The organism is Maribacter sp. 4G9, from assembly GCF_002742265.1.
In the GTDB taxonomy this organism is placed as follows: domain Bacteria; phylum Bacteroidota; class Bacteroidia; order Flavobacteriales; family Flavobacteriaceae; genus Maribacter.
The window spans coordinates 15,860-33,216 of the sequence record NZ_MDGL01000028.1 but is presented as its reverse complement, the minus strand read 5'-3'; the positions used below and the strand labels follow the sequence as shown (position 1 = coordinate 33,216).

Annotated in this window: 16 protein-coding genes and 2 tRNA genes; 11 read left to right on the top strand and 7 right to left on the bottom strand. The window is 39.3% G+C overall.

Translation table 11 applies throughout. The annotated features are described in order from the left end of the window. Positions 1-492: 492 nt before the first annotated feature. Positions 493-1,080: an outer membrane beta-barrel protein gene (locus BFP75_RS03255; protein ID WP_099543228.1), complete on the top strand. Its 588-nt coding sequence runs from the start codon at positions 493-495 to the stop codon at positions 1,078-1,080. Between the two features lie 76 nt (positions 1,081-1,156). Here the strand turns inward: BFP75_RS03255 and BFP75_RS03250 are convergent, their stop codons facing one another. Next, on the bottom strand, positions 1,157-2,125 hold the full coding sequence (locus BFP75_RS03250) for an FKBP-type peptidyl-prolyl cis-trans isomerase (RefSeq protein ID WP_099543227.1): 969 nt from the start codon (positions 2,123-2,125) through the stop codon (positions 1,157-1,159). Between the two features lie 76 nt (positions 2,126-2,201). Between BFP75_RS03250 and BFP75_RS03245 the strand changes: the two genes are divergently transcribed. Together BFP75_RS03245 and BFP75_RS03240 are read left to right on the top strand one after the other, a co-directional pair. Next, the gene (locus BFP75_RS03245; protein WP_099543226.1) at positions 2,202-2,579 is read left to right on the top strand and encodes an RNA-binding S4 domain-containing protein; all 378 of its coding nucleotides are present in this window, start codon (positions 2,202-2,204) and stop codon (positions 2,577-2,579) included. A gap of 372 nt (positions 2,580-2,951) precedes the next feature. After that, positions 2,952-3,449 (top strand): phosphoribosyltransferase domain-containing protein, encoded by a 498-nt coding sequence (locus BFP75_RS03240; RefSeq protein WP_099543247.1) that lies wholly within the window; start codon positions 2,952-2,954, stop codon positions 3,447-3,449. Here the strand turns inward: BFP75_RS03240 and BFP75_RS03235 are convergent. Further along, positions 3,441-4,001, bottom strand: coding sequence for a shikimate kinase (locus BFP75_RS03235; protein WP_317044506.1), 561 nt, complete (start codon positions 3,999-4,001; stop codon positions 3,441-3,443). The two genes, BFP75_RS03240 and BFP75_RS03235, sit on opposite strands and share 9 nt — an antisense overlap. A 93-nt stretch (positions 4,002-4,094) precedes the next feature. Here BFP75_RS03235 and BFP75_RS03230 point away from each other — a divergent pair. Next, positions 4,095-4,167, top strand: a tRNA-Lys gene (locus BFP75_RS03230). Positions 4,168-4,527: 360 nt separating this feature from the next. On the opposite strand, the gene BFP75_RS03220 is transcribed toward BFP75_RS03230, so the two are convergent. Then, positions 4,528-6,354, bottom strand: a complete 1,827-nt coding sequence (locus BFP75_RS03220) for a glycoside hydrolase family 2 protein (protein WP_099543245.1) — start codon at positions 6,352-6,354, stop codon at positions 4,528-4,530. A gap of 205 nt (positions 6,355-6,559) precedes the next feature. On the opposite strand from BFP75_RS03220, the gene BFP75_RS03215 reads away from it, so the two are divergent. The 7 genes from BFP75_RS03215 (at position 6,560) to BFP75_RS03185 (ending at position 12,529) form a co-directional block, all read left to right on the top strand. Beyond that, positions 6,560-6,643: transfer RNA gene (locus BFP75_RS03215), tRNA-Leu, on the top strand. Between the two features lie 112 nt (positions 6,644-6,755). Continuing rightward, positions 6,756-7,655, top strand: coding sequence for a MerR family transcriptional regulator (locus BFP75_RS03210; protein WP_099543224.1), 900 nt, complete (start codon positions 6,756-6,758; stop codon positions 7,653-7,655). Between the two features lie 7 nt (positions 7,656-7,662). Then, positions 7,663-9,120 carry a phytoene desaturase family protein gene (locus BFP75_RS03205; RefSeq protein WP_099543244.1) on the top strand — a complete coding sequence of 486 codons (1,458 nt, stop codon included), beginning with the start codon at positions 7,663-7,665 and terminating at the stop codon, positions 9,118-9,120. 9 nt (positions 9,121-9,129) lie between these two features. Beyond that, on the top strand, positions 9,130-9,969 hold the full coding sequence (locus BFP75_RS03200; protein WP_099543223.1) for a phytoene/squalene synthase family protein: 840 nt from the start codon (positions 9,130-9,132) through the stop codon (positions 9,967-9,969). After that, complete coding sequence (locus tag BFP75_RS03195; protein WP_099543222.1) at positions 9,970-10,416, top strand: sterol desaturase family protein; 447 nt, start codon at positions 9,970-9,972, stop codon at positions 10,414-10,416. Between the two features lie 3 nt (positions 10,417-10,419). Then, positions 10,420-11,898: a 1-hydroxycarotenoid 3,4-desaturase CrtD gene (crtD, locus tag BFP75_RS03190; protein WP_099543221.1), complete on the top strand. Its 1,479-nt coding sequence runs from the start codon at positions 10,420-10,422 to the stop codon at positions 11,896-11,898. Next, positions 11,891-12,529: a carotenoid biosynthesis protein gene (locus tag BFP75_RS03185; RefSeq protein WP_099543220.1), complete on the top strand. Its 639-nt coding sequence runs from the start codon at positions 11,891-11,893 to the stop codon at positions 12,527-12,529. Before crtD ends, BFP75_RS03185 begins: the two co-directional genes overlap by 8 nt. Here BFP75_RS03185 and BFP75_RS03180 read toward each other — a convergent pair. From BFP75_RS03180 to BFP75_RS03165, 4 genes are all read right to left on the bottom strand, one after another. Then, positions 12,520-13,230 (bottom strand): DUF3291 domain-containing protein, encoded by a 711-nt coding sequence (locus BFP75_RS03180; RefSeq protein ID WP_099543219.1) that lies wholly within the window; start codon positions 13,228-13,230, stop codon positions 12,520-12,522. The genes BFP75_RS03185 and BFP75_RS03180 overlap by 10 nt on opposite strands. Before the next feature lie 86 nt (positions 13,231-13,316). Continuing rightward, the gene (locus tag BFP75_RS03175; RefSeq protein ID WP_099543218.1) at positions 13,317-13,871 is read right to left on the bottom strand and encodes a TlpA family protein disulfide reductase; all 555 of its coding nucleotides are present in this window, start codon (positions 13,869-13,871) and stop codon (positions 13,317-13,319) included. Positions 13,872-13,949: 78 nt separating this feature from the next. After that, positions 13,950-16,223 (bottom strand): aconitate hydratase, encoded by a 2,274-nt coding sequence (locus BFP75_RS03170; RefSeq protein WP_099543217.1) that lies wholly within the window; start codon positions 16,221-16,223, stop codon positions 13,950-13,952. 179 nt (positions 16,224-16,402) lie between these two features. Continuing rightward, positions 16,403-17,356, bottom strand: coding sequence for an AAA family ATPase (locus tag BFP75_RS03165; protein WP_099543216.1), 954 nt, complete (start codon positions 17,354-17,356; stop codon positions 16,403-16,405). Between the last annotated feature and the right edge of the window lies 1 nt (position 17,357).

The following is a 17,357-nucleotide window of genomic DNA, read 5'->3' as shown; positions in this document are numbered from 1 at the left end:
ATTGCATTGGTAGGACCTCTAGGTAAAATTCATCAATGAATTAATAATTTCAGGTTACGCCTTCGATTGACCTCTTAGGCGGTGCCAATAAAGGTGCAAAGATAGTGAACTCCTTGGCTCCAAAACTTAATAAAAACCAAAGAAGGTTTTTCGTTTTTGAAAATCCAATGTTGGTCACATTCCTCCAAAAATTTGAACGGATGGTTGCAGGGATTCATGCTGAACAATATAAAATTAGGTCTCGACGGCCTTCTAAAAAAAGTATGTATTCTAAGGGATTATCCACCGAACAAAAAAAATGGTCATACTTCAAAAGGGCAACCAGATACGTTATAAGTCAATCTTGCTTCTTGATGCGACAATAGAAAATCCAATCCTCCCCTAACTTCGCCAAACAATAAAAGAACTTTACCCTCCGTTCTGATGGTATAACGAGAAAGGAAACGATCGGTATTGTTCTTGATACGAATGTTTCAATAAAATAAAACTATTATGAAAAAAACACTTTTTTTAACTGTGATGCTTTTGACCGGTCTGACCGCGATGGCACAAAGCGGTTCTGGATTTGGAATCAAGGGAGGTTTAAACTACGCAGGAAATGGAAACTATTTTGATTCTACAGCGGATGCTTTTGAAGACCCGAACAAAAACTTGGGGTACCATTTGGGTATTTATGGGAAACTAGGAGATAAAATATATGTAAGACCAGAATTGGTTTATACTAGTATATCATCCGGATATGATGACGGAGATTTTAAAATGAAAAAATTGGATGCACCCGTCCTCTTAGGTGTTAATGTGATAGGTCCACTAAATTTATTTGCCGGACCAGCATTCCAATATATTTTGGACACCGACTTTGAAGGCGTTACCTTGGGCGATGTGGAAAACGATTTTTCAGTAGGTCTAAACATAGGTGCCGGGGTCAACTTGGGCAAGTTGGGAATCGATTTGAGATATGAGCGTGGTTTTAGTGAAAACGAGGTCAATTTTATTGATGCCAATGGAGGTATCTCCATAAACAATCGAGTAGACACTAGACCGGACCAACTTATTTTGAGCTTGTCCCTAAAGATTTGAGCGGAAAAATTTCCCATAAAAAAGGCTTCCAGGGTACTGGAAGCCTTTTTTTATTCTTGCAAATAAATTGAATTATTTAAGAATCCCTATCCAAATGATCAGGAATACCATCGCCATCCGTATCCTTAAAGCCTACAAAATTCCCTTCATCATCTAATATAATTTCTTCTCTGGTAGGTATTCCATCTCCATCATCATCCGTATCGTTAAAATTGGCCAAAATATCTCCATCCGTATTATCATTGTTTAGATTACCATCCCCATCCACATCTTCCAAAATAGAGGGAATACCGTCCCCGTCAAAATCCGTATCCTTTTGATAAGCCAATGCGTCAATTTTGAAGATCAATGGAGAATATGTAGGGATTAGAGAGCTGGGTGACCCATTAAAATAGGCCAGCCCCGATGGGATAAAAATAGCTCCAATACCATAATCAGAATAAGACACCGTGCCATCTCCATTATCAATAAAATCAATTCCTGTTTTTAAATATTCTACTCCATTTCCAAAACCAATAGTTAAACCCCTTCCATCACCAGCAGTTAAATTTAATAGTAAAGGCTGACTACCGGAATTATCGAAAATTGTTCCATTCAACAATAAACCTTCATACCTTAGAGCCACATCGTCCCCGATTGTTGGTGTCTCTTCTGAAACGCCTTGTCTTGCTATCAAATAGTAAAGGGTATGTTCAGCCTCTTCGCCGTCTGTAATTCTAAATGCAGCCGAAGGAATAGTAATCGTTTCCATCCCAAACTCTATTCCAGGAAGGGAACCACTATCCAAAATAGAGGTTTTGTCTTCATTCTCTCCTGAAATCGTATCAAATTGTATCTTAAAATCAAAGCCTTCGGGTGGATCTTGAAAATCCTCGTAGTTAAAAAAGTGGGTACTCAAGAACTCTCGTATTTCGGCATCATCCTCAGCGGCAACTTCTATGATAGATCTTGGAGGAACGACCTCTCCAATGGGATCATCATCCTTTCTACAGGACCAAATCGTTCCGAAAACAATGGTAATTATTACTATGTTTTTCAATTTCATCAACAATATTTTAGGCGCGCAAGATACAATTTTCCCCTATTTTTGTGGGAAACCTTAACAAAGATTTTAGTTTGCCATGCGCATTGATAAGTACCTTTGGAGTACCCGTTATTTTAAGACAAGAAATATTGCCACCAATGCCTGTAAAAAAGGTCAGGTCAAAATAAATGACCAAACAGCAAAACCTAGTAGGGAAGTATTTCCTATGGATAAAATAATCGTGCGCAAAAACCAAATTGATTACCAACTTACGGTTTTGGATATTCCCGAAAATCGGGTAGGTGCCAAATTGGTGGATATCTACAGAAAGGACACTACGCCCAAGGAAGCTTTTGACCATCAGGAACTTTTACAATATTCCAAGGAGTATTACCGCAAAAAGGGAACGGGTAGGCCTACAAAGAAAGACCGTAGGGAAATAGACGATTATTTGGAGGGGAGTGAAGACGAGTAGATTTCAGGAGTAATGGGTTAGGAATTAGTTTTAGGAAACCAACAACCAAAAACGAGCAACCTACAACAAAAGTGCAGAATGCAGGAGTTCAAAGTTCAGAGTTCAGAGGTCAGAGTGAAAAGTGAAAAGTGAAAAGTGAAAGTTAATAGGGAACAGATAAATCTGGAACTTGAAACCTGAAAACTTAAACTTAGAATTAAAAATCAGCGAAATGCGTCCAGCGATTAGCGAATTGCGAAAGTGCAGAATACAGAGTTCAGGTTCAGGGTTCAGAGTGAAAAACGAAAAATAAATAGTTTTTTTTCTAAAAACCAAGAACGAACAACAAAAAATCAAATAACCCCTATATTTATCCCTTAGAATTGAATGGCCATGCAACAACAAATATTGAACCATCAACAGATCCAGCACAAAATTGAACGGATTGCCTATCAAATTTACGAGACCAACGTTTCCGAAAAGGAAATTGTAGTAGCCGGGATTGATGGCGGAGGACTTCTTTTTGCCAAAAAAATAATGGACGTTCTTAAAAAAATTACAGAAGCCGAAATAATTCTTTGTAAAGTAATGATGGATAAAAAGGACCCACTGAAAAGCGGTGTATCCACGTCTTTAACAGAAAACGAATATGCCAATAAGTCGGTCGTATTGGTAGACGATGTGCTGAACTCCGGCACCACATTGATTTATGGTGTACATCACTTTCTTAAAACCCCCCTCAAACAATTAAAGACCGCGGTTTTGGTCAACAGAAACCACAAAAAATATCCTGTGAAGGCCGATTATAAAGGAATTTCCCTTTCCACTTCCTTACAGGAACATGTAAACGTGCTCTTTGAACCCAAGAAAAACAGGGTTTATTTAGACTAATATTTTTTGAATTTCCAACACTACGTCTTCTACCGATTTGTTTTGATTGTGCACGGTGTGATGAGCTTGGTTATAAAAAAAACTACGCTCAAAGAGATGCTTTGCTATAAATTCTTGGAAATCTTCAGGAGCTAGATTTGCAATAAGGGGACGACCCTCCTTTTCTCTGAGTAGCCTGTCACATAATACGTTCAAATCCGTTTTTATATAAATCGAATTTGGAGTTGCATCATTGATCAGCTGCATGTTGGTGCCAAAACAAGGAGTTCCCCCACCAACCGATAGCACAACATCCTCATTTCCTTCCAGAACTTGCCTTAAATATTCCGTTTCCCTTTTTCTGAAATAGACTTCTCCCCTATTCTTGAAAATTTCTCTCACGGACATCCCCTCAGCCTCCTCAATATAATCGTCTAGGTCTAAGAAATTAAAATTCAATCGCTTGGACAACATTTTACCAATAGTTGTCTTTCCGCTCCCCATATAACCGATCAGTATGATTTTCACGCCTGCTAATTTTTGTAAAAATCCGTCAATTTCAATCGATTTCAAAAAAAAATAAATTTATACACTTTTGGACTTGGTAAATAAATAATAGGCCTTATATTTGCACCCGCAAACAAGGAATCTTTGCGATTACATTTTGACCTGGTAGCTCAGCTGGTAGAGCATCTCCCTTTTAAGGAGAGGGTCCTGGGTTCGAATCCCAGCCAGGTCACGAATAAATAAACAAAAAGTTGAAAACAAAGCAAGCTAAAATCATAGCTTGCTTTTGTTTTTTGGTATGTTAAGTTTTCTTTTGTTGAATTTCGACACGGAGCGTTTTGGGAAAGGCGCAGCCAATCCAGATATAGTTTGTTATTTTGTTTTTATTTTGCTTGAGCTTTTTTTGTTGAACAATTTTCAAAGTGAATCTTTTTCAGTAAGCGCCAAGAAAATCCCACCAAGGTCTCCAAAAACTTTGACTTTTTAGCCAAGGTTTTTTCTGGATTGTCTCAGTGGTTTTACTTCATACGTCAAAATTGCCATGAATTTACAAGTATTCGATTTATTGAATAAGTTCAAAGAATAAACTCAACTACTTGTTGATAATATCAATTACTTCTTGGTTTGTTTTGCGGACCTCTTTTATATTCATTTTATCGAGCTTACGATCATAGGTCATAAATCCGTTGACCTCTCCCTCAACATCGGTTGTCTGTGTATAGATAGCCCCCGAGAATCCCGCCTTTACCAATTTTTTCAATTCCTCGGCATATTCTATATATTGATTTGTGGTCTCCTTGGAATTTTTGAATTTTATGTATCCCCAGTTATTGTCCGGCTTCCAAAGATGGTTCTCAACGGCCAATCCAATACCGCCATATTCCCCGAGTACGTTTACGCGTTGCGCATCGTACAAGTACATGGCAGGCCCAGGATAATTATGCAAGTCTACAATATCTCCTGTCCTATAAAAATTTCCGCCACTTGCGGCATTTACCAACCTACTCGGGTCGTAACTTTTGGTCCATTGGGCAATTTCCTCCGTTTTGAATTGCCCCCAGGCCTCGTTAAAAGGAACCCAAACCACTATACTTGGTACGGAATACAGGTAATCCATTATTTCTTTCCATTCGGACCTATATATTGCTTCGGATTCTACACTCCTTGTGAATTCGGTGCCTGAGAAATAATCATGGTTCTGCCATTGCGGACCCTTGTCACCATTGGGCATATCCTGCCAAACCAATATGCCCAATCTGTCGCAATGGGCATACCACCTTGCCGGTTCCACCTTTACATGCTTTCGTATCATATTGAAGCCTAGCTCTTTGGTCTTGACAATATCGTATTTTAGTGCCTCGTCCGTAGGCGCTGTATAAAGTCCGTCCGGCCACCAACCTTGATCTAAAGGACCGTACTGAAAATAATCCCTATTGTTCAACTGCATTCTTACAATGCCAAAAGCATCCTTTTTCATGCTGATTTTTCGCATTCCAAAATAACTAGCGACCCTATCCACTTCCTTGGAATTGGACATGATGCTAACTTCCATATCGTACAGATAGGGAGTCTCCGGCGACCATAGTTTTGCATTTTTTACGGGCAACACTACTTCCAAACCTGCCCTAGTTCTGGCCTTAGAAACCAAGGCTCCCTCATCAAATATGGATACCTCAACAATATCGCCATAAGAAGCACCTTCAAGGTCAGGAGTAATGGAAATGGTGCCTGTATCCACATTGGGAACTGTTATTATATTGCGGATATGTTTTTTTGGTACCGGTTCCAACCATACGGTTTGCCAAATTCCGGTGACCGGGGTATACCAAATTCCCTCGGGATCATTCACCTGCTTACCCCTAGGTTGTGGACCATCGTTCGTGGGATCCCAAACCTTCACCTTTACTAGTTGTATTCCGGTCGTTAAAAAGGGTGTAATGTCAAAATTGAAAGGAGCATATCCACCAGTGTGTGAACCAATTTGAACATCATTTATCCAAACATCGGCCTTCCAATCTACAGCTCCAAAATGGAGAAGTATATTTTGGTCTTTCCAATCCATCGGAATTTCAAAGGAAGTCTGGTACCATAACTCCTTAGAACCGCCAACTTCTTCCATAACCCCTGATAGACTCGATTCTACAGCAAATGGCACCAAAATTTTACCGCTAAAATTGATGGGGGCCATAGCTCCTTTATTAGTAATTGCGTAATCCCAAAGACCGTTTAAATTCTTCCAGTGCTCCCTTACCATCAATGGCCTGGGGTATTCGTTAAGTACATTTGCTGGATCCAGTTGATCGGCCCATTTCGTCTTGATTTTATCACCGGTGGGTTTCCACTGACCAAAGGTCATGTTGAAGCTACCAACAAAATAAGATAGAAGGACACAAAAAAGGAAAGCTTTTATTCTATGCATACGGGTATAAATTAAATATTTATATTTCAACAAGTTAAAAATATTTTCTTCAGGAAATGCGCCTTAAAAATAGATAGAACAATAAATTCATGAATTTTTGAAAGGGATCCAAATAAAATAATTTTTATATCCCATACATAAAACTCGGTATGGATTTGCTTTGATTTACATAATACCTTTATATCTTTACCGCCGATTCTAAATTGCCCACGTGGTGAAATTGGTAGACACGCTACCTTGAGGGGGTAGTGTTCGCAAGGACGTGCTAGTTCGAATCTAGTCGTGGGCACAAAGGCCAGGTCAATTACACCTGGCTTTTTTTATTTGGCGATATTTTAACTTCTTTTACAACGAACTTTAAACCCAATTCCTTAATTTTGTTTAACGTTTTACGGTAAAATATGAACAACGTAAAAAAAGTATTCAGCATTCGAGACCTGGAAAATTTGTCCGGTATCAAGGCCCATACCATTAGAATTTGGGAAAAAAGATACAATTTGTTTTCTCCCGAAAGAACGGACACCAATATACGCACCTATAGCCTTTCCAGTTTACAGAAACTTTTGAACATAACCCTTCTATACGACAACGGTTATAAAATTTCCAAAATCGCAAAAATACCCGAGCCGGAAATACCGAATATGGTCAGGGAAGTTGTTTCAAACAAGACGAGCAAGTCCCAAAATTTGAATGCCTTTAAGTTGGCAATGATGAATTTTGACCAAACCGTATTTTTTGAAACCTATGATAAGCTACTAAAGACAAAGTCTTTTGGGGAAATCTTTAAGGATGTATTCATTCCTTTATTAAACGAAATTGGCCTTCTTTGGCAAACCGATACCATTGGTCCGGCCCACGAGCACTTTATTACAAGTCTTATTAAACAAAAAATACTGGTGAACACGGAGCGCATCCAACACCAAAAACCTACCAAGACAAATAAGGTATTTGTTTCATTTTTACCAGAAAATGAGATACATGATATTGGGATACTTTATTTGAATTACGAAATACTTTTAAAGGGGTACAAAGTAGTGTATTTGGGCCAGACAATACCCATTGAATATTTAATAGATCTCGTAAAATATTTTGATAACATTTATTTCCTATCTTACTTTACCGTAAAACCCGACAAAACCGAGATATCCAACTATATTAAGGAGTTTGAATTATATCTTAGGGAAAGCTCAAACCCGCACTTTTGGATATTAGGTAGGCAAATCCAACATTTGGAACCTTCCAAGATTCCAAGCTTTGTAAAGACATTCACTTCGATTGAAGAAGTTATCCAAAATTTATAGCAAACCCATGAAAAGGAACATAGCTATCATAGGATCCGGTTTCTCCTCGCTCTCAGCGGCCTGTTATCTTGCCAAGTCCGGCCACGAAGTAGCTATATACGAGAAAAACGAAACCATAGGTGGTAGGGCCGCACAATACATTAAAGATGGATTTACGTTCGATATGGGCCCTAGCTGGTACTGGATGCCGGATATTTTCGAAAAGTTTTTCAACGATTTTGGAAAATCTACCAAAGATTACTACGCCCTGGATAAGTTGAGTCCAGCCTATAAAATTTTTTTTGCCGATGATGTTATTACCATTGGCGACTGCATGGATAAAATTTGTGAGGAATTTGAACGCCTTGAATCCGGAAGTTCCCAAAAATTAAGAAAATTCATTGCCCTTGCACAAGAGAATTATGACATCGCTATCAACAAAATTGTCCTAAGACCCGGTATAACGCCTTTTGAATTGGTCACCAAGGAAACCGTTCTCAAGGTGGACCAGTTTTTTAAAACCATTAGTTCCGAAGTTAGAAAAAGATTCAAAAACCCAAAACTTATAGCAACATTGGAGTTTCCCGTGCTTTTTTTGGGTGCAAAACCTAGTGATACTCCCTCTTTTTACAGTTTCATGAATTTCGCTGATTTCGGTTTGGGCACATGGCACCCCCAAGGTGGTATGTACCAAATAATCAGGGCCATGGGAAATTTGGCACAAGAACTTGGCGTCAAGATACATACAGGTACTAACGTAGAAAAAATATTGGTTTCCAATAAAATATGTACCGGGATTATCTGTAATGGTGAAACGATTCCCGCAGATATAGTTGTAAGCGGAGCGGATTACCACCATTCTGAGTCCTTATTGGACCAAGAATACAGACAGTACTCCAAAGCTTATTGGAAAAAAAAGACGTTTGCTCCCTCATCCCTGTTGTTCTACATCGCCTTTAACGGAAAATTAAAAAATGTAGAGCACCACAACTTATTCTTTGATACGGATTTTGAACAGCACGCAGAAGAAATTTATGATAATCCTAAATGGCCAACAAATCCCCTTTTCTATGCCAATTTTCCTTCCAAAACGGACCAAAGTATGGCTCCCGAGGGTTGTGAGACAGGATTTTTTCTGGTGCCCATTGCCCCAGGTCTTGAGGACACCAAAGAACTAAGGGAGCAATATTTTGATTTGATTCTGGATAGGTTCGAAAAAAAAACCGAACAAAAAGTCTCGCAAAAAATACTGTTTAGGGAAACATTTTGTGTGAACGATTTTGTAGAAAGGTACAATTCCTACAAGGGGAATGCCTATGGTATGGCGAACACGCTTTCCCAGACCGCCTTTCTAAGACCAAAATTAAAAAGTAGTAAAGTCAAGAACCTATATTTTACAGGTCAGCTTACCGTTCCTGGCCCTGGAGTGCCCCCATCGCTCATTTCTGGTAAATTAGTTTCTGAACTTCTAACTAAAAATAACTAACTTAAAACCATGAAAATTACTTTTGACAAGGTATCCTACCAGTGTAGTAAAATAGTTACCGAAAAATACAGTACATCGTTCGCCTTGGCAACAAAAATGCTTCATAACTCCATACGTGGGGATATATATAATATTTACGGTTTCGTTAGGTTCGCGGATGAAATTGTGGATACTTTCCATGATTATGATAAAAAAACTCTTTTTGATAAATTTGAGGAGGAACTTGGTGCAGCACTTAAATACAAAATAAGCCTAAACCCCATTCTTAATTCCTTTCAATATACATTTCATAAATACAATATTCCAATGCACTTGGTAGATTCGTTTATGAAAAGCATGCGTGCAGACCTTACCAAAAATGTTTATAAGAGCGATGCGGAATACAAGGAGTATATCTATGGCTCTGCCGATGTAGTTGGCTTAATGTGTTTGAAGGTCTTTGTAAAAGGGTGCGATCAATCCTATGAGAACCTGAAGGATTCCGCTATGGCACTAGGTTCGGCGTTTCAAAAGGTAAACTTCCTTAGGGATGTAAAAGCCGATTTTGAAGAATTGAATCGTTCCTATTTCCCAAATGCAAATTTGGCAGCATTGGACGAAGTTGCGAAAAAAGAAATCGTTGATGAGATACGGAAGGACTTTGAAGAAGGTTATAATGGAATCGTAAAATTGCCCATTGAAGCTAAATTTGGGGTATATACCGCCTATAGATATTATTCCAGATTATTAAAAAAATTACAGGACACGCCATCTACGAAGATTAAAAGCACTCGAATTAGAGTTCCCGACTACGAAAAATTTGGCCTTTTGGCAAGGTCATACGTTAAATATAAAATGAACTTGGTTTAAATGAAAACTTTTTTTTGGATACTTATTTTTTTGGGTACATTTTCTTTCATGGAATTTATGGCATGGTTCACCCATAAATATATCATGCATGGTTTCCTATGGTCTTTGCATAAAGACCATCACCACAAGGACCATGATTCATGGTTTGAAAGAAACGATACCTTCTTCATTTTCTATGCAATAGTAAGTATGTCCTTATTTTATACCGGAGCCAATGGGTTTTGGTATGGTTATCCCCTCGGTTTTGGAATCTTGGCCTACGGCATCGCCTATTTTTTTGTACACGATATCTTCATTCACCAAAGATTTAAAATATTTAGAAACGCCAATAATTGGTATGCCAGGGGCGTTAGACGTGCCCACAAAATACATCATAAGCATTTGGGCAAAAAGGATGGGGAATGCTTTGGTATGTTGGTCGTTCCTTTCAAATATTTTAAAAAATAGGGAATGCCTCATGCTTTGGTCATTGGTGCCGGCATTGGTGGTATTGCTACATCCCTACGGCTACGGCTGAAGGGCTACGATGTAACCGTTTTAGAATCTAATAGTTATCCTGGAGGTAAACTCCATGCCATTGAAAAAGATGGGTATAGATTTGATCTAGGACCTTCCTTGTTCACGATGCCTCACTTGGTAACTGAACTTTTTGAACTCTATCAGGTAGATTCACAAAAGTATTTTCAATTCAAGAAAAAGGAGATAGTCTGTAATTATTTTTGGGAAGATGGCCAAAAATTTTCAATCACATCGGATTCAGAAAAATTCATAAAGGATGCTGCGGTGTATTTTAATGAACCACAACAAAAAATAAGGTCCTATTTAAGAAGCAATCAAAAAAAATATGATTTGACAGCTGAGCTTTTTCTCGAAAATTCACTGCACAAACTATCCACATACCTCACTAAACAAACTATAAAGTCTATCCTTCAAATTGGGAAACTAAACATAAACGACTCTCTTGATTCAGTAAACCGGAAGTACTTTAAAAATCCAAAATTGGTGCAACTTTTTAATCGATATGCCACTTATAACGGTTCATCACCATACAGGACTCCAGGTATTATGTCCATGATCCCACATCTGGAAATGTATTACGGTACTTTTTTTCCCAAGGGAGGGATGCATCAAATTAGTATTTCATTATATGAGTTTGCAAAACAGCAGGGTGTCATTTTTAAGTTTGAACATCCTGTGGATAGTATAACCATTAAGAATAAAATGGCACTGGGAGCAGTATGCAACAATAAATTCCATGAAGCGGATGTCGTAGTTTCCAATATGGATATTTTTCCTACCTATAAAAAACTGTTGAAGGACGAACCCTATCCAAAGAAAACCCTGGAACAAGAACGTTCAAGTTCAGCACTTATATTTTATTGGGGCATTTCAAAAGAATTTCCCGCATTGGATCTGCACAATATTTTGTTTACCGAATCCTACCCCAATGAGTTCAACGCTCTTTTTGAGAAAAAAACCCTTTATGTAGACCCAACGGTATACATCAACATAACTTCAAAAGAGGAAACGAACGACGCACCCAAGGGACATGAAAATTGGTTCGTAATGATAAATGCACCCGGAAATTATGGACAGGATTGGGAATTCTTGAAAAAGGAGGCCAGGAAGAATATCATCTCCAAAATAAATAAGATCTTAAAAACCAATATTGAAGAATTCATAACTACGGAGCATATTTTAGATCCCGTAGGGATAGAAAACAATACAAGCTCGCACAGAGGCGCATTGTACGGTGCCGCAAGCAATAGTAAGTTCGCCGCTTTTATAAGGCATGCAAATTTTTCAAAATCAATCAAAAATTTATATTTCTGTGGAGGTTCAGTACATCCGGGCGGCGGAATTCCACTTTGCCTATTATCTGCAAAAATAGTTTCCGATTTAGTTCCAAATCCTACCCAAAATGCTTGAAGCCATTTCAAAAAACAAGGTTATCATCGCCATTGGCATTGTATGGCTCTTTCATATTTCGGCCTTGATCGGAATAGCTTCGGGAGCGTTGGAATGGTTCATTCAAAAAACTCCCTTGAATTTAATGGTTAGCCTCTTGCTTTTCCTTTTCATATATCCCATAAATAATATCAGTAAGATACTCGCCTTTGCACTATTCTTTTTTGGAGGCATGTTTGCGGAATGGCTAGGAGTACATTATGGCATTTTGTTCGGGGATTATGTATATGGAAACAATCTGGGGCCAAAACTTGACGGAGTACCTTATTTAATTGGTATCTACTGGGCTTTATTGACTTTTATTACGGCAAGTATCCTTGACTATACCCAACTGAAGGCTATTCCAAAAATTATAATGGCTGCCGCCTTGATGGTATTGCTCGATTATTTTATGGAACACAATGCCCCAGTGTTCGATTTTTGGAGATTTGAGGGCGGAACCGCTCCCTTGGAAAATTATACCACATGGTTTACCCTGGCACTTGTATTTCAAGCCGTAGTTAGAGTCCTAAAAATTAAAGGAAATAAACCATTTTCAACGCATTTATATTTGGCTCAACTTGTGTTCTTCGCATTTTTCCTTTATTCATAGTTCAAGTCGGGTAATGGGTTTTTACCCATCCAGGCACCGATGGACCTGTAGGGCTGAAACCTTGAAAAAAGCTCCTCTTTGTACCAATTCAGCTGTCGGGTTTTTTGTATCGCTTTTTGGTGCTCCTTGCTGGAATAGGCAAAATTCATCAAGGACTCTTTATCACGCCAAATACTGAACGTAGCCATTTGTAGAACTGGTACTTCACCAATTCCCTTTGTAAACAATAAACCAGTATTTTTCCTTAAGGGTTTTTGGGATGTTGGAACATATTTCCAAAATCTGAACAACATTCTAGGTTTTATAGTCGCCCTCGTTATAACGGCTATAAATGGATTTGCCGCTTCCAATGAATTGCTTTTTAAAAACGGATTTTTACCTGACCATTTGCCCTTTGCCATACTGTTTTTCATGTAGACGGTCCATCGTTCGTTGCTTTTTTTTAGATAGCTTTTCATAAGCGGGGATGAATCAAAAAAAGCATCAGCGGATGCTTCATTTTCCCAAATTTGAAGCAATGCGTAAACCGACCAATCCGGTAGGGGATTAAAGCCCTGCTTTCCACTGCCCATAAGTTTATACATCTGTAGACCTGAAACTTTAGAAAGTGGTGAATGTGCAAATTGCATGGTGCCAAAAGCCCATATTCTACCTTTAAGATTTAAATATCTAAAAAAAGTAAGCGTAGTAACTTGAGACATCGGATATTATAAGAATAATGGGATTTAGATACGCCTTAAACACAAATTGAAATTATTCTAATCTGTCACTATTGATTTGCTATACGCTATTCGTCAATTAGCTTTTGCAACAAAGTATCAATAGAAGAATTATCCCAATCGGCAATGGCAGTTTGATGTACCGCTATGAATCCATTTTTATCGATTATATAGGATCCAGGTGGCTTTAAAATAGTAATTGGACTGTCTTCTCCCACAATCCGATATGTAACGGGGAATGTATAACCATGTTTCTCCATGAACAATTCTACGGGGGCCCTTTCTTCATTGGTAATAATATAGAACTTTACCTTTCCCTTATATTTATTGTATAGATTCTGGATATCCTTTAGCTGCGCTTGGGATGGCATATGCCATGAGGTCCAAAATGAAATAAATACGACTTTTCCCTTAGCTTCCTCAAAATTAATGAATTTCCAATTTTCATCCTTTAAGGTCCAATCATAGCTGGCTATTTTCCCCCTTTTTTCTGGGGTAATAATGGTGGGCGCCATAGCCAACCATCTATTTAAAAGAATCTTGCTGTAGTCACCAAGGGGTGTAACAAAGAAAGACAACACAAAAGCTATGACCAAAAGCGTGAAAACGGTTTGTTTCTTCATTTTAAGATTATGGTATATCCAAAACTAAAAAACTCCCAAATAGGAATGGGAGTTTTCGCAATTTATTTTAAAATTATGTTAAGAAGCGTTTTGCCTCTTTATGACGTTCAAAGCGGAACCTTCCCTAAACCAGCCTATTTGGGCTCCGTTATAGGTATGGTTCGCCTTAATGCTGTCCTTAGATCCATCTGCATGTACAACCTCAATCGTTAAAGGTGTATCCGGAGCAAAATCGGAAATATCCACAAAATTGAAGGTATCGTCCTCCTTGATCAAATCATAGTCGTTCTCATTGGCAAAAGTCAAAGCCAACATCCCCTGTTTTTTCAAGTTTGTTTCATGGATACGTGCAAAGGATTTTACCAAAACGGCAGCAACGCCCAAATGTCTTGGTTGCATGGCCGCATGCTCCCTTGAAGAACCCTCACCATAGTTATGGTCCCCAACTACAATGGATTTTATTCCTTTGGCCTTGTAAGCCCTTTGTGTATCAGGCACACCTTCATATTCACCTGTCAACTGATTTTTGACCAGGTTTGTTTTTTGGTTGAAGGCGTTAACGGCACCTATTAAGGTATTATTGGCAATATTGTCCAAATGCCCTCTAAAGCGTAACCATGGTCCTGCCATGGAAATATGGTCCGTTGTACATTTGCCATATGCCTTTATCAACAGTTTGACATCTTGTAATTCCTCATTTTTAATTGGCTCAAAAGGCTCCAACAATTGCAGTCTCTCCGAGGTTGGGTCTACAACCACTTTAACACTGGAACCATCTTCTTTGGGTGCTAAATAACCGGCATCCTCCACTTCAAAACCTTTTGGCGGCAATTCCCATCCTGTTGGTTCCTCAAACCTTACTTCCTCGCCATCTTCATTGATCAAAGTATCCGTCATAGGATTAAAATCCAATCTTCCGGCAATTGCTATGGCAGCCGTAATTTCTGGAGAGGCAACGAATGCATGGGTGTTGGGATTACCATCCGCACGTTTTGCAAAGTTTCTATTGAAGGAATGAACTATACTGTTCTTAGGTGCATTTTTTGGATCGCTGTAACGCGCCCACTGACCGATACAGGGCCCACAGGCGTTTGTAAAAATCTTGGCATCTAATTTTTCAAATATTCCGAGGATTCCATCCCTTTCTGCTGTATAGCGAACTTGTTCAGAACCCGGATTTATACCAAATTCCGCTTTTGTTTTAAGTTTCTTATCCAAAGCCTGTTGCGCAATAGATGAGGCCCTGGACAAATCCTCGTAGGAAGAGTTGGTACAAGAACCTATGAGTCCCCATTCCACTTGCATGGGCCAGTCGTTCTTTGTGGCCTTCTCTGTCATTTCCTTTCCAACGGGCGTTGACAAATCTGGCGTAAAAGGACCGTTCAACAACGGATTAAGTGTTGAAAGATCGATATCGATGACTTGGTCAAAATATTGTTCCGGATTGGCATACACCTCATCATCTGCCGTAAGATATTCCCTTACTTTATTGGCCGCATCAGCAACATCTGCCCTATCTGTAGCCCTTAAATATCGTTCCATTGAATCGTCATAACCAAAGGTCGAAGTGGTAGCCCCAATTTCTGCGCCCATGTTACAAATCGTACCCTTTCCCGTACAGGAAAGCGCTATGGCTCCGGGACCAAAATATTCAACGATCGCTCCTGTTCCTCCTTTAACGGTCAAAATTTCCGCAACTTTAAGAATAACATCCTTGGGGGCGGTCCAACCGGATATCTTACCGGTCAATCGAACACCGATCAATTTTGGAAACTTAAGCTCCCATGCCATTCCTGCCATCACATCCACAGCATCCGCTCCTCCAACACCTATGGCCACCATGCCCAAACCACCGGCATTCACGGTGTGAGAATCTGTCCCAATCATCATACCCCCTGGAAATGCATAATTTTCCAAAACCACTTGGTGGATTATACCGGCACCAGGTTTCCAAAACCCGATTCCATATTTATTGGAAACGGACTCCAAAAAGTCAAAGACTTCCGCACTGGTAGAGTTGGCAGATTTCAAATCTGCTGCCGCGCCACTTTTTGCCTGAATCAAGTGATCACAATGCACCGTTGTGGGCACCGCAACTTTTGGTTTACCGGCCTGCATAAATTGTAACAATGCCATTTGGGCCGTTGCATCCTGACATGCGATACGATCTGGAGCAAAATCAACATAATCCTTACCTCTGACAAAGGCCCTAGTAGGAGTCCCATCCCACAAGTGAGCGTATAAAATCTTCTCCGAAAGGGTCAGTGGTTTTCCCACAATTTCACGGGCCTTATCCACCCGCTCCGCCATATTGGCGTACACCCCTTTAATCATATCAATATCAAATGCCATATTTATCTATTTAATGTTAAAGCAATTCCGTAAAATTAAGAAAATCTATAGCGCAATTAAAATTTTAAACGAAGTAATAAGACCTTTTTTACGGTTCACTGAAATTTAAAACGGCGCATCACGAAAAAAGAAACCTTGGGCAAAAAAACTTTGGATATGTAAATTCCAAGATTGGCGAACTACAATAGCTCCCTAATGATAGCTTCTTCAGAAATACCTTCTGCTTCTGCCTTGTAGTTTTTGATAATTCTGTGCTTTAGAATTCCGTTGGCCACTTTTTGGACATCCTCAATATCGGGTGAAAATTTCCCGTGGACGGCGGCGTTCGCCTTAGCTGCCAAAATAAGGTTTTGTGATGCCCTGGGACCAGCACCCCAATCCACATATTGTTTCACAAAATCAGAAGCTGTTTCCAAATTGGGCCTTGTCTTATTCACCAATTTTACCGCGTATTCCACAACATTGTCAGGAACGGGAATTCTTCTTACCAGCTCCTGTATCTCCAGTATTTGTTCAGCATTGAACTGCGGTTCCACTTGATTCCTGATTGTGGTAGTGGTATTTTTAACTATCATTACCTCTTCCTCCACACTTGGATATTTCAACTCTATGGCGAACATAAAGCGGTCCAACTGCGCTTCGGGCAAGGGATAGGTCCCCTCTTGTTCAATTGGGTTTTGGGTAGCAAGAACAAAATAGGGCAAATCCAATTTGTACTGGTGTCCGGCAATGGTCACTGCCCTCTCCTGCATAGCCTCCAATAGGGCCGCTTGGGTTTTTGGAGGAGTTCTATTGATTTCATCGGCCAGAATAATGTTGGAAAATACCGGCCCCTTTATGAATTTGAAATTTCTGTTTTGATCTAAAACTTCACTTCCCAGAATATCGCTCGGCATCAAATCAGGGGTAAACTGGATACGTTTGAAATCCAAACCCAATGCCTGGGCAATGGTATTGACCATCAAGGTCTTGGCCAATCCAGGGACCCCTATCAGAAGGGAATGTCCACCCGTATAAATAGAAAGCAATATTTGGTCGATAACGCCTTCTTGACCAACGATTACCTTGGCAATTTCCTTTTTTAAGGCATTGTGTTTTTCTACCAATAACTTAACCGCAGCAACATCTGACATA